Source organism: Chloroflexus sp. MS-CIW-1, assembly GCF_030444705.1.
Classification (GTDB): Bacteria; Chloroflexota; Chloroflexia; order Chloroflexales; family Chloroflexaceae; genus Chloroflexus.
This window is the reverse complement of record NZ_JAUBWR010000001.1, coordinates 749,415-762,039: the sequence shown is the minus strand read 5'-3', so window position 1 is coordinate 762,039 and position 12,625 is coordinate 749,415. Positions and strand designations below refer to the sequence as shown.

Below are 12,625 nucleotides of genomic sequence, written 5' to 3'. Positions count from 1 at the left end.
AGAATAAAGCCTATTGTCCTCATGACCACCCCTCCTACCGTATGCTCTTAGATTCTACCGAGATGATGCATAGCCTTCCTTCCTCAAGAGTTGGACAGTTCACAGCCAATTGTGAGCCGGTGGAATCCCAGGCAAGCTGCGTAAACCATAGCCCGCCACCGAAATCGTGTTCAGGAAAAATCCGTTGGAATTCCCCTGTGCTTGCATCGACAATAAACACGCCTGCTTTTTCAGAACCCATTTCTGTCATCCTAACTATTCCTAAAACAGCCAAATAACGGCTATCAGGCGCCCAGGCGAGATCGGTCACATAGTGTCGGCCGGGTTCGATATCCGGCCCTGGTGAGAGCGTGCGGCGCTCCCCCGTGGCCATATCCAGGATGGTCAATTCGGTGCGCTCAAAAGGCAAATCCAGATGGCCCGTCGTGATAAATGCCAGATAGCGCCCATCCGGGCTCCACTGCGCCTCCAAAGGCCACGGCGGAATCTCCATCGCTTCGGTGTACTCCCCCAACGTCAGTTCGCACACCTGGTTGGTCTGCACGTCCAGCAAAAACGTCCAGAACTGCGAATAGAGCACAGCCTGGGTGCCATCGGGATGCCAAGCCATAATGAACTGCGGCGACCGATAGCGTATGGCCCACTCCAATTCCGGCTTCGGATACTTCCAGGCGGCAACGTTCCATGGCACCGTTTGAATGACCCGGCTTTCCCCATCGAAAACCTGCGGACGGTCCGGCTCCGAGCGGGAGAAGTACCACAGCCGCTTCCCACCCGGTTCAACCGCCAACGCCCCCGATATGTCTGATGTCAGGCGCTCCACCTGTTGGGGGTCGCCATAGCTGAGCCACAATTCCGGGTGATAGATGAGCGGCTGTTCCTGGTCCTTTTCCGCCATTAGGGTGATATAGGCCACGGCCTTTAGGGCTGGCAACCAGACTGGCTTGCCGCTGCCCCCCTCACGCTCGGCGTAAGTGTTCAACTCACCGGTGCGGACGTTGAAAGTCTCAATAAACTGGCGGTTGGTGCCGGGAATGTCCCGGGTGATGAGCAAGTGCTGACCATTTGGCAGCCAACTGGCGATTCCGATAGCTCCTGTATGGGTCAGAACCACCCGGGGTTCGGAAAACCGGTAAGCCTCCAAAGGCGGAGCGGGTTCAGCAGGCACAGGCTGACCCGCAAATAGGCAAGGTGGCACCGGCATAGGAACGACCGTAGGTGTTTCTGGTGGAGGATAGGGTGGCGGTGCCGGCGTCTCGATAGGAGATTGAAAGGCTTGAAATCCCGGTTGTGCTCCCTTCCGCAGTCCGCCAAAGGTCATGGCAAGAACCACTGCCAGGCCTACAAGCACCAGCAGGCCCAACAAACCTTCTGCGATGCTGAACATGCGTTTCATGTTGCACCTCTAATTTACTCATGTATGCACTCCGCTGCAAGTTCGATCATGCACACGCAGCAGCCTAACGGCACCGAGCTCAGCCGCTGCGACCGAGGCGAGTGAAGCGAGCGAGGTAGCAGTCGGCTGGAAGCGCGTGTTGGGCGGCCATTCTTGTGGCAATCCTACTTGCTCGCAACGACAAAGACACGCCCTTCCTTTTCAGGCTCATCAATGGCCGTCTTCAAGTCTTGAATCCTGGCAAAGTAGGTGTTCTTCCAACCAGCATCATGTAATAGATCGCTTACCTTTTTCATTTCAAAGACGGTGTTGAACACGATCTCTGCAAAGCGCTCATATAGTCCGTTGGGTAAGCGAACAAATCCACTTATTCTTGTCCACGCCTTATCGCCGGTACCATCGTACATGCCGTGCGTGATGATCACCGCATCTTCGTCGCTTTCGTCAACATAAACGTTGTTCCAACGTCTCAACCCGCTGCGTGTGTTGAGGTCAAAGATAAAGTAACCATCACAAACGGCGTAGACGCATTGAAAACATTTGTACAATGCCTTTTCGCTTTCGAGATGATTGAGCGCGTCATACGTAGAAACGACCAAACCAAAGCGTTCATCGAGCGTGAAGTTACTTGCATCACCCTGGACAAAAGCGGCCTGCCCCGAATCAATGTATTGACGCGCATTTTCACGAGCATATTCGAGCATGTGTTCCGAGAGATCAAGGCCAACGACGCGATACCCCTGCTCCAGAAAATAGACCGCAAGATGTCCAGTACCGCAACAGAGATCGAGGACGGTCTTATCCTTGTGTCCAATCGGCGTGGCGGCATAGAAATCGAGGATAAGCGGAGCAACTTGCCTGGCAAAACCAGACCATCTCAAATTATAGACTCGGGCGAAGCCCTGACTGTACGACTGCATCTGATTCACTCCTGCGACCATGAGGCCGCCCAACGGTTTGCGCTTCACCTGCGCCACGCAGCGCAGCGGTGTCAGGTGCAAGCGCATGTTAGCCAGCGTTTGTTCGGTTACCGCTACCACAACCGCGTGATACCATATGCATCAAATTCAGGGTCGCGGCTCACAATCGGCATCTGCTCGACAAGGGCCTGGGCAATTAGCAACCGATCAAAATGGATCACGATGGTGAAACGGTAAAATAGCCACTTGAGCCGTATGACTGATGGTGATACCCAGTATCCCGATACGATTCAAACTGATTTGCTGCGGAATAAAGGGCTCAAAGGGTTGTGCCAGTCGGAGCCTACCCAACCTGTTTTAATAGCCATCTCCCATAGGCTGGCAACACTCAAGAAGACGTCGTTGTTGACATTTTCACTCAACGTTCGCGCTGTTGAACTGAGACGTTCATCCCCGCCAATCAACCACAAAAAGCTGTGAGTGTCCAACAATAGTTTCATAGCATATAGGCGTTGAAATCGGCAAGTGGCGCATCAAAGTCCTCACTCATGACAATGAGTCCTTTGGCACTCCCAAATTGGCGACGTGCCTGTGGTATAGCAGGCACCAGTTGCACGGCTTCCTGGAGGTCTTTGAGAATAACGACCGTTTCGCCCTTGAGCGCTGCATTCACTAACTCGAGCAAACGTGATTTTGCTTCTTCTAGACTAACTTGCAGCATTTCGCCAACCTTTCTGGAAATATAAGGTGCCCTATGAACGCTGGCTAACGGTTGGTTTTCTTAGAATATCCTTAGTCTGGGGCGCAAAGGAGGCGTATCCCTGGCGTGATACCGTCGCCGAGGACGTCGCTGCGGGGTGGAGCGTCAGGGCTGGCCGACAGCCGCGATGGGATGCCCTGCGCAGGACAAGCCCGCTGCGTTCACTGGCTGCCCGGCGAATACGTTCATCTGCGACGGCGCATCGCAGCGCCAGAACCCGAATCGGTTGGTGTCCCGCTCAGCCCGACATCCGTGCCCCAGACTTCTATGAGAAGCATAGCATGAAAGCACAACGAGAATCAAGAACTATTCACCGCTACGTCACCCTCGACCTTCACAAGGAGTACGTCATGGTCGGGGTAATGAACGCTGCCCAGGAATGGGTCCTGCGACCGCGCAAGGTGGCGATGATGCGCTGCCACACGTGGGCCGCCGCCAACCTGTGCCAGGGCGACACCGTCATCCTGGAGACGACCGGTACCGTCTGGGCGATCTCCGATAGTGTTGGCCCGCTCGTCACGCGGACGGTAGTCGCGCACGCCGGGGCAGTTCGGCAGATTGCCGACGCACGGGGCAAGCCCGACACGGAAGACCTGCAACGCCTGTTCCAGCTGTTGATCGCCGCCATCGTGCCGGACGTGTGGTTGCAGCCTGCCCACGTGCGCACGGTGCGCGGTCTGCGTTCGTCCTGCAACCGGCTAGGAACACCAGCAACAATGATTCGCAATCGTCTGCCAAGCAATACGCTCAATACGCCTTGATGAAGGTGTGCGTCGAGACGGACATTACCCGCTACATGCGCAAGAACGTCCCGCGCCGGGTAGCCCTCAAAGATAAGGTCCTGGCACGGATGAAGGCACTGGGTTGCTCCCTTTCAGGGTCTGGGCTGCGGCGCACGCCTGGTGGCCCTCACCTTCCCCCTAGCCCCCTTCCTCTCCCCCGCTGGAGGAGAGGAAGGGGGGGATGGTAACCTCCGCACCTTCCCCCAACCTCCGCACCTTCCCTCTGGCCCCCCGCCCGGAAAGAGTGGGGCTGAGAGCAAGAACGCTGGAACCCCTCACGCAATGGTTGCACGGGTGCGGTATATGACCGATGAGAAATCCGGGTTTTTTGACGCAGCCCTGCCGCAGGCGCTTGCGCCAGGCCATGATCAGCGTTATATGACCGATGAGAAATCCGGATTTTTTGACTCTTATACAGAATGATAATTCTGAGCTGTCTCTACGCTTCCCAAAAGGGACGTGCCCAACCGCGGCGGGTGATTTCGCTGCGTAATTCGAGCATCGCGGTATACGTCGGCAGAATGGCAAGCGTTTCACCAGGTGGCAGGGCTGCCAGAGCGGTATCGAGTGCAGTCGGCAGATCATCGATTACAGTAATGGCTTCAGTCGCAACACCAGCATAATCGAGACGTAACGCCATATCGGCAGCACGAGTACCGCTGACGGTCACATGGGCTACCCGCTGAGCTAATGGCTCAAAATCGGCGTCCCATAGCCACGAGACATCGGTACCATCGGCAAAACGATCATTGATAGCGATCAAGAGATGGAGCGGCCTAGTCGTTGCTGTCGTGAACATTCGTACCGTCTCTGAAGCCCCGACTGGATTTTTGATCAGGGCGATCAGCATCGTTGGGCCATGACTACCGGCAGAGATACGCTCAATGCGCCCAAAGGCAGCCTGAATCTGACTCAGCGCTATGCAAATTGTTGATGTATCGATACCTAAAGCCAGTGCTGCCGCTGTAGCCGCAAGCGCATTTTGGGCGTTGTAGAGACCGGGTAATGGTACGTGAAACCGAATCTGCCCATTGGGATGGTCGATCTGGAGATCACTTCCCTCGAGTCCACGTGGCTCAAGAACGGTCAACGCAATGACTGGGTCGGGGCGCCGATGACCACACTGGGGACAAACGTAGTGACCGATGTGGGCATAGAAGATGCGCTGATACTGGTAGCGATGGCCGCAGGTATGGCAAAACTGTGAGTCGGCGATGTGGGTAGCAGCGCCGACTGCGTGACGTTCATCGGCCAGACCAAAGGCTACGGTGCGAACAGGAAGCTGATGCACAATATCGGCAATTGCCGGATCATCGGCATTGAACACAACCGTACTGGTTGCAGGAAGTTGCTGAAGCGCTTGACGCCAGTGGCGGGCAATGGTGTCAATTTCGCCGTAGCGGTCGAGTTGATCACGGAACAGGTTGAGCAGTACGACCAATCGGGGGTGCGTTTCGGCAATCGCCTGCGGTAACGCTGCTTCATCTGTCTCAAACAAAGCACAACTTGCTCGCGGCAGCCCGCGCCAGTCTGCGTTGTTGATTGCCACCGTTGTTAAGCCAGGGAGCAGATTAGCTCCGGCACGATTGTGCAAGAGAGACACACCTGCCTGTTCGAGGATAGCAGCCAGCATACGACTGGTGGTCGTTTTGCCGTTGGTGCCGGCGATCAGTATCACGCCCGCCGGCAAGGCATGGCAGAAGTTGGTAAGAATAGCCGGATCGATAGCCCGTGCAAGCTGACCGGGCAGGCTGGTACCACCGCCAAATCCAAGGCGACGTGAAAGGATACCGGCAGTACGGGCCAGGGTCAGAGCTGTGGTCGTGCGCAGTCGGCTCATAGGGTTCAGCGAAGACCCGCTTTGCGCAATGCAGCAGCCAGCGGGTTATCGTCGTCATCATCATCATCGCCGCTACTAGCGAAAAGCGACGCCGGTGGTGGCGGTTCGAGTTCGGAATCGTCGAACATATCGTCTTCTTCCCAGTTTAGCGCCAGATGTTCAGCACCGACCAGCGCGATAATATCGTCAACACTAAAGAGCAAGAGATTCACCTGATCGTCCGCTTCAGATCGAGCGTTCAAATCACTGATCAGCCGCAACTGTGGTAATGCAGCGAGCACTTCAGCGAGAGGTTCAGGGCGGCGTGGTGGTGGACGTTCACTCATCATCAAAGCATCGGCGGCGGCAGTATCCGCCGGAATACCGGTATCAACGAGCAGAATGGTCACCCCGACCCGATGGAAAAGCAAGTGCAGGATTTGGCGAGTCTCATTAAGCTGGGCAACGGCACGGCGCAGGGCGCTGGCAGTGCGACTGGCCTTGATCTCAAACACCCAGGCCACGTTATCAACAATCGCCAGCGCGTCAAGCTCACGGTACTTCATTTGCGCAGTACGGTTACGACGCTCTTCATATTCAAGAATCCGTCGCTCATCGAGTGGCAGACGGGCTGCCAACCAGTCGCGCAACGCAGCCTCTGCCTGTCCACCAAAAATATCGCGTTGGCGAGGTGGACGGATCGCTTTCTGATTTTTGCGTTGCAGCTTGAAGGTCTCAACGTAAGCCCGGTAGCGACGGTCGTCTTCGGTGGTTAACCGTGCTCGTGCATAGCTGACAGCCATCTATCCTTGCCTTCCCAATTCCACTGATCGCCGATAAGCTGCCCAAATTGCATCGGCTAATACCGTGCGCAGACCACCGCGTTCAAGCTCGCTGAGGGCCGCAGCGCTGGTACCGCCGGGTGAAGTGACTGCATTCCGCAACTGGGCCGGATGCAGTCCGCTCTGGATTGCGTACTGAACTGAACCCAACATTGTCTGCTGCACCAGTTCTTCGGCAATCCGACGCGATAAACCGAGATGAACGCCAGCATCGATCATCGCTTCCATCATGAGAAAGACATACGCCGGCCCGGTGCCGTTGATTGCAGTGGCCATGTCGAGATAAGTTTCGTTATCAACAAATAATTCGCGACCAAGTGCACCCAAAACGGTCGCCGCCCAACTCCGCTGACGTTCAGTTACGGCCGGCGCTGCCGTCCAAACGGTCATGCCACAACCGATCTGAGCGGGGGTGTTTGGCATACTGCGCACAACAGCCTGATGATCAAGGGCTTCGGCAAAAGAGGCTATCGTAGCACCGGCAATGACCGAAATTGCCAGATCATCGTCGCGCAGTGCTCCGCGCAGTGGCGGCAAGACGCGCCGGAGTTGTTGCGGCTTCACGGCGAAGATAACCACGCGGCCCCATTGCGCAGCCGTCAGGTTATCGTGAGTAGTGCGAATACCGTAATGATGAGCAAGTTCACGTCGGCGATCTTCACGGGGGTGGCTGGCGAGAATCTGCTCGGCGGCAACCAGTTCGTTGCGCAAGAGTCCACCGATAATCGCTTCCCCCATCGCGCCGGCGCCAATAATCGCAATTGGTAAGTCGGCAAGCATAGTTGTTGGTTACCTGTGACTATGTTCTGTGACCTGTTCGGGTTGCACCCGCTGATGCAATCCGTTCTGCGCGTTATGATACCATGAATAAGGTGAAAAAGAGACATTGATATTATCGTGTCCGGGATACCGGACATGCAGCCAGCTAACGAGACAGGATTTGTCAGTGAGAGATGGCTGTGTGTGCACCGACGCTCGCATTTAGAGAGGATAATGATGGAGATCAAGGAAGAAACAATCATCTTGCGGCCAACAGTATTGCCAGAGGTGCGTCCAACGTTGTTAGCGGTTTTTGCACATCCAGATGATGAAAGTTTTGGCCCAGGTGGTACGCTTGCCCGTTATGCCTGGTCTGGCGTAGCGGTACACCTGATCTGTGCAACCGGTGGTGAAGAGGGAACGGTTGATGCTGAATTGTTGCGCGGATACGATTCGGTCGCAGCGTTGCGACGAACCGAGCTGCTGCGTGCGGCTGAGGCGTTGGGTCTGAGTAGTGTTACCCTGTTGGGGTATCGCGATTCCGGCATGCCCGGCACAGAAGCCAATCGACATCCGGCAGCACTGATTAACCAGCCACGTGAACGAGTAGTCGGGCAGTTGGTTCGTCTCATGCGCCAATTACGGCCACAGGTTGTCATCACGTTTGATCCCATTGGAGGTTATCGTCATCCTGATCACATTGCGATTCACGAAGCCACCGTCGCCGCGTTTCACGCGGCTGGCGATCCGACTGCCTTCCCAGAAGCTGGATCAGCGTATGCGCCACAAAAACTCTACTACACAACCTTCTCACGGCGCTTACTGCGGCTATTGGTTAAACTCATGCCACTCTTCGGGCGTGATCCGCGGGCATTTGGGCGCAACCGCGATATTGATCTGATGCAACTGGTTGCCGTGGATTTTCCCACCCATGCCCGGATCGACACGACTGCGGTGCAGGCGCAGGCGCATGCTGCCGCGCTGGCCCATGTGAGTCAGAGTGCAGGCAATCCCTTGATCCGCAGCTTATTAGGAAAAGTTGCAAACCTGTTGGGTCGATCCGATACCTTTATGCGAGCATACCCACCGGCAACCTCTAATGTACGAGAGGATGATCTGTTTACCGGTGTGCAGTGGTAATGTTACGTCACGGTAATTTTGGGGCGGGGCAGCCAATGCTCAGCGACCGGACGAAAACCAGTATCGTTTTGATCGAAGCGTAAATGCTGGACACGTGCTCCGTCAGGCTCAATCGTAATCAGATTGCAGGTATTCGCGCCACGCTCGTCGCCGTAACCACGTCGTGAAGTGGTTGTCCCGCTTTGCACGATATACGTTCCATGCTGTAGATCAAGGAAAAAGTCACGGGTATTTCCTACGAAGCTCAAGTGAAGATGACCACAGAGCAACATATCAACGGCAAACTCGTCGAGAAGACGTATTGCTTGAAGTGCATTGGTTACGAGCGGCCGTCTGCGATGATAATTGGGTGGAAACCCTACCGGATGGTGCCAGACCACAATTTTATAGGTGGTGGGGTCGAGTGCAGCCAGACGATGACGAAGTACGATCATCTGGTCGCGACTAAGCTTTCCGCCATCGATGGTCCAGCCGTGTGCGGTACACGCACCAATGACTGCAATACCTGCCGTGGTGAACACCGGATTGAGTTCGGGAGTAATGTAGCGGCGATAACGACGTAACGGCGCCAGGAGACGTTCAGGCAAATGAAAGAGTGGCACATCGTGGTTGCCAGCAACGACCAGTTGTGGTTGTGGCAGACGTTCGCGTAGTGCACGGGCTGCTTGCCACTGACGAACAAAATCGGCGCGCTGGACGAAATCGCCAGAGATAACTACCAAATCGGGCGCCAGTTGATGAGCATCGATGATCAATCGTTCAGCAGCAACAGGGTTAAAGGGTGGTCCGGTATGGATGTCAGAAATGTGGAGGATGCGGAATGGCATATCACTGCTCTCCCTTGGTTGGTACCGGTGCATCGGTGGCTTGGGCCTTCTCGCGAGCAAGGCTAAAAATGGCCCGTCCGATGATAATCAGCTCAATAACCACTGCCAGTACGAAGCCATACTTGAGGATGGTTGGAACAAGCTCCATAGCGTTTTCCTTTCTATCAGAGCACTGAATCTCTTCGTCTGCGGGTCGCTTCTCCCTGCCATTGCCGAAATAACGGCTCGTCTCCCGACGAGTATCTAAACAAGCTCCTCTTATCGTACTTCCCAACGGCTACCGAGTGATGTCTTGCGTATTTCGATGATTGCCGGGAAGCGATCTTTCAACTCATCAATATGCGTGATCACAATAATACGGGCGAAATCTTGTTGAATGGCAGTAATGGCCTCGACCATCCGTTCACGACCATCAGCGTCGAGCGTACCGAATCCTTCATCGATCACCAGCGTTTCAAGCCGTGCACCGGCGCGATGCGCGAGCAATCGTGAAAGCGCAATGCGAATAGCGAAGTTAACCCGCATCGCTTCACCACCACTAAACGCGGCATAATCACGTGTCCCCAGCGCATCGGCGATTCGGATGTCGAGTGTCTCGACGGTATCCCCTTTTTTCGTGTCACGCTGCATCTCGAACCGGAGGTGCATTTGCCCGTCGCTCAGACGCGAAAGCACTCGGTTCGCCTCGTCTTCAAGCTGAGGAATGGCCGTTTCGATCAACATCGCCTGCACCCCTTTTTTGCCGAAGGCTTCAGCCAATTCGCCAAAGAGAGCTGTTCGTTCCTGGAGCTGACGTTCCTGGTCTTGAAGAATGTCGACTTCGGCAGCGGCGGCTTCTGCCTGCTTCAGGTAGGCTTGTTTCTCGACCAGATCGTGCTCAACGATCCGCAGCTCACTGTCAGTATCGCTGAGTTGCTGCTTGAGCCTGGCAACGTCAGCTTCAGCAGAGGGTAATGCGCTCACCTGCTGAGCCAGAACATCGGCTTCAGTCTGCACCATCCGTCGTTCATGTTCTGCGTCATGGCGCAGCTGTTGGGTCCGTTCACGCACCACAATATCGGTTGCGTAGCGCTGCTCGGCCAGCAATACCTCACGTTCGGCCTGTTCCCAACGGGTGAGGGATCGAACGGTCGTGCGCATGGCCTCAAGGTCTTCGGGCCGGTAGTTCAATGCCTCTAGTTCGGCAACGACCTGTCGGCCGGCGATCCGAATATCGTGGGCAAAGTCGTTTTCGGCAATCTGCCGCTGTAATTCAGCATATTCGGCCTCAGCCTCGGGTAATTCGTTCATCAGCTCTGCAAGCCGGGCAATATCGCGCTGGCACGTGTCTAGTTCGCCTTCCAGGCGACTCTGCTCGCGCAGGTACTGCTCGAAGGTGTTCAACTCGTCAGTGATCATGCGCAGATCGCGCTGCAAGCCTTCAATATCACCAAGTGCACGAAGTTGGTTGTTCACCGCCACCAATTCAGCCTGAAGCGCTGGGTCGATCGTATCGGTGGTAAGTTGTTCAGTCAACGTTGCCAGGCGGAGCTTCAGTGCCTCACGTTCGGTTTCGCGCCGAGCAGCCTGATTCAGACGGTGGATAAGCGAATCAATGGTCGCCGCTTGCTGGCGCAGGTTGGCTAATTCCTGTTCGACAGTAGCGATGGTCTCACGCAATGCAGTCAGTTCACGTTCGGCAGCTTGGGCCGTTGCCAGGGCCTCAGCTTCCTGAGCCTGAAGGTCGGCCAGTTTCTGATCGTAGTGTGCCGCAACGTGTTCAGCGTCGGTGGCGGGTAACGAGCGACGGCAAACCGGACACGTTCCATTGCCGGTAGCCAGCAGCTCACGATTCTTCTGGAGCGTCGCTCGTTCGCGGCGGGTCTGTTCGACGAGCGCACGAGCTGCGCTCAAATGATCAACGACCGTCTGTTCGTACTGGCGACGTGCCGCCTGCTCTTCCGCCAGGGCCTGCGCCTGTACCTGCGCCACTTCAGCGGCACGCAGGGCGGTACGCCAGGTTTCAACATCACGTAACTCCTGATCGAGACGGTCAAGTTCCTGTTGACACCGATCCCGTTCCACGGTGATCGCATTGCGACGTTGTTCAAGCGAGGTTTGCAGCATCTGTTGCCGCATCATCAGCTCACGGATGTACGCCAGTTGCTGTTCGAGCGCAGTGCGTTGCATCTGACATTGCCGTACCTGCTCTTGCATTGGCGCCAGTTCACGGAGCCGTTGCTGGATGGTTTCCGCTCGTTGCTGCACATCGGCGAGGCGTTTGACCTCTGCACGAAGACGTTTACAGCGTTCTTCAGCCCGTGACAACCGCTCCTTCATCAGCTCAATAGCAGCCTTCAGCTCTTGCTGCAACTCGCGTTTCCGCGCCATCAGCTCGGTATACCGCTCATGCACCTGCTCCAGGCGCTCAAGTTCGCACCGTGCAGTGTGTAGTTCGGCCAGGCCAGCTTCTATCTGAGGACGTTGGGCGATCATCCGTTCGGCCTGGGTGATACGCTCGTTTACCTCTTGTAGCTCGCGCAGGTAGCGCTGAAGGGTATCGTTCAATGTAGCGATACGTTGTTGCAGCTCACGATAGCGACGGGCGCGTTCTTCGAGGATCCGCAGGTATTCGGTGGCGCGAGTGTATTCACGTTCCAGGGTGGCACGGCGCTGCTGAAGCTGGGCACGACGTTGTTCACTCTCAGCGACGGCTTGTTGCCAAAACTGAACCTTGGCCGCAGTCGGTTGCAGCCCTTCCAGCCGACCACGAACCCTCACCAGTTCCGCTTCCAAGAGGCGCACCCGTTCACGAGCACGTTGTTCGAGGCTGGCATATTCGGCCAGGTCGAGAATTTCGGCTAATACCTCTTTGCGTTCGGATGGTGTACTGGCGGTAAACGCATCCGCTCTACCCTGTAGCAAGAACGAGGCATTCGTGAAGGTTTTATACGACATCCGCAACAAGTCATTGATCTTGCGCTGGGTTTCGCGAATCGCGGTTTCGCCGATAGGGCGCCAGTTCGTCCCATCAAAACTCTGCAAATCGAGCCAGGTCTTGCCGTTACCGCTTCCACGACCGCTACTGCGTCCCCGCTGGCGCTGGCGTATCACCCGATACTTCCGACCATCGAGCGCAAAGATAAACTCAACCATCATCTCGGTCTCACCCAGGGTAATAAGTTCATCGTCTGGACGGCGCGCTTCCCCCCAGAGCGCCCATGTGATCGCGTCAAGGATGGTAGATTTGCCGGCGCCATTTTCGCCCGAGAGACACAAGACATGCAGACCATCGAGGTCGAGTCGCAGTGGATCGCCGTTTTCATCGGCGCGGTAACACATAAAATTGCGCAGCGCAAGGTGTAATGGAATCATAGCGAATGCTGATAGAGAACAATAGC

General features: G+C 55.8%; 11 protein-coding genes. 2 read left to right on the top strand and 9 right to left on the bottom strand.

Annotated features, from left to right (window positions below; translation table 11 throughout):
- Window positions 1-34 precede the first annotated feature (34 nt).
- From QTO31_RS03025 to QTO31_RS03015, 3 genes are all read right to left on the bottom strand, one after another.
- Window positions 35-1,396 carry a hypothetical protein gene (locus tag QTO31_RS03025; RefSeq protein WP_301428052.1) on the bottom strand — a complete coding sequence of 454 codons (1,362 nt, stop codon included), beginning with the start codon at window positions 1,394-1,396 and terminating at the stop codon, window positions 35-37.
- A 164-nt stretch (window positions 1,397-1,560) separates the two neighbouring features.
- Window positions 1,561-2,403: a class I SAM-dependent DNA methyltransferase gene (locus tag QTO31_RS03020; RefSeq protein ID WP_301428051.1), complete on the bottom strand. Its 843-nt coding sequence runs from the start codon at window positions 2,401-2,403 to the stop codon at window positions 1,561-1,563.
- Window positions 2,404-2,812: 409 nt separating this feature from the next.
- Window positions 2,813-3,037, bottom strand: coding sequence for a type II toxin-antitoxin system Phd/YefM family antitoxin (locus tag QTO31_RS03015; protein ID WP_031460261.1), 225 nt, complete (start codon window positions 3,035-3,037; stop codon window positions 2,813-2,815).
- Between the two features lie 320 nt (window positions 3,038-3,357).
- Between QTO31_RS03015 and QTO31_RS03010 the strand changes: the two genes are divergently transcribed.
- On the top strand, window positions 3,358-3,837 hold the full coding sequence (locus tag QTO31_RS03010; protein ID WP_301428050.1) for a hypothetical protein: 480 nt from the start codon (window positions 3,358-3,360) through the stop codon (window positions 3,835-3,837).
- A 460-nt stretch (window positions 3,838-4,297) separates the two neighbouring features.
- On the opposite strand, the gene QTO31_RS03005 is transcribed toward QTO31_RS03010, so the two are convergent.
- The 3 genes from QTO31_RS03005 to proC are packed head-to-tail and all read right to left on the bottom strand — an operon-like array spanning window position 4,298 to window position 7,299.
- Window positions 4,298-5,698: a Mur ligase family protein gene (locus tag QTO31_RS03005; protein ID WP_031460264.1), complete on the bottom strand. Its 1,401-nt coding sequence runs from the start codon at window positions 5,696-5,698 to the stop codon at window positions 4,298-4,300.
- Between the two features lie 5 nt (window positions 5,699-5,703).
- Window positions 5,704-6,480, bottom strand: coding sequence for a hypothetical protein (locus tag QTO31_RS03000; protein WP_031460265.1), 777 nt, complete (start codon window positions 6,478-6,480; stop codon window positions 5,704-5,706).
- Window positions 6,481-7,299 (bottom strand): pyrroline-5-carboxylate reductase, encoded by an 819-nt coding sequence (gene proC, locus QTO31_RS02995; protein ID WP_028457620.1) that lies wholly within the window; start codon window positions 7,297-7,299, stop codon window positions 6,481-6,483.
- Window positions 7,300-7,512: 213 nt separating this feature from the next.
- Between proC and QTO31_RS02990 the strand changes: the two genes are divergently transcribed.
- Window positions 7,513-8,418: a PIG-L deacetylase family protein gene (locus tag QTO31_RS02990; RefSeq protein WP_301428049.1), complete on the top strand. Its 906-nt coding sequence runs from the start codon at window positions 7,513-7,515 to the stop codon at window positions 8,416-8,418.
- A 2-nt stretch (window positions 8,419-8,420) separates the two neighbouring features.
- Here the strand turns inward: QTO31_RS02990 and QTO31_RS02985 are convergent, their stop codons facing one another.
- From QTO31_RS02985 to QTO31_RS02975, 3 genes are all read right to left on the bottom strand, one after another.
- On the bottom strand, window positions 8,421-9,245 hold the full coding sequence (locus QTO31_RS02985) for a metallophosphoesterase family protein (protein WP_301428048.1): 825 nt from the start codon (window positions 9,243-9,245) through the stop codon (window positions 8,421-8,423).
- A gap of 1 nt (window position 9,246) precedes the next feature.
- A complete protein-coding gene (locus QTO31_RS02980) occupies window positions 9,247-9,393 on the bottom strand; it encodes a hypothetical protein (protein ID WP_173424563.1) in 147 nt (48 codons plus the stop codon).
- A gap of 110 nt (window positions 9,394-9,503) precedes the next feature.
- The gene (locus QTO31_RS02975; RefSeq protein ID WP_301428047.1) at window positions 9,504-12,599 is read right to left on the bottom strand and encodes an AAA family ATPase; all 3,096 of its coding nucleotides are present in this window, start codon (window positions 12,597-12,599) and stop codon (window positions 9,504-9,506) included.
- Between the last annotated feature and the right edge of the window lie 26 nt (window positions 12,600-12,625).

Bases quoted from the DNA above. Each gene is read 5' to 3' on its own strand.
- QTO31_RS03025 (WP_301428052.1), bottom strand. From the start codon at position 1,396: ATGAAACGCATGTTCAGCATCGCAGAAGGTTTGTTGGGCCTGCTGGTG.
- QTO31_RS03020 (WP_301428051.1), bottom strand. From the start codon at position 2,403: ATGCGCTTGCACCTGACACCGCTGCGCTGCGTGGCGCAGGTGAAGCGC.
- QTO31_RS03015 (WP_031460261.1), bottom strand. From the start codon at position 3,037: ATGCTGCAAGTTAGTCTAGAAGAAGCAAAATCACGTTTGCTCGAGTTA.
- QTO31_RS03010 (WP_301428050.1), top strand. From the start codon at position 3,358: ATGAAAGCACAACGAGAATCAAGAACTATTCACCGCTACGTCACCCTC.
- QTO31_RS03005 (WP_031460264.1), bottom strand. From the start codon at position 5,698: ATGAGCCGACTGCGCACGACCACAGCTCTGACCCTGGCCCGTACTGCC.
- QTO31_RS03000 (WP_031460265.1), bottom strand. From the start codon at position 6,480: ATGGCTGTCAGCTATGCACGAGCACGGTTAACCACCGAAGACGACCGT.
- proC (WP_028457620.1), bottom strand. From the start codon at position 7,299: ATGCTTGCCGACTTACCAATTGCGATTATTGGCGCCGGCGCGATGGGG.
- QTO31_RS02990 (WP_301428049.1), top strand. From the start codon at position 7,513: ATGATGGAGATCAAGGAAGAAACAATCATCTTGCGGCCAACAGTATTG.
- QTO31_RS02985 (WP_301428048.1), bottom strand. From the start codon at position 9,245: ATGCCATTCCGCATCCTCCACATTTCTGACATCCATACCGGACCACCC.
- QTO31_RS02980 (WP_173424563.1), bottom strand. From the start codon at position 9,393: ATGGAGCTTGTTCCAACCATCCTCAAGTATGGCTTCGTACTGGCAGTG.
- QTO31_RS02975 (WP_301428047.1), bottom strand. From the start codon at position 12,599: ATGATTCCATTACACCTTGCGCTGCGCAATTTTATGTGTTACCGCGCC.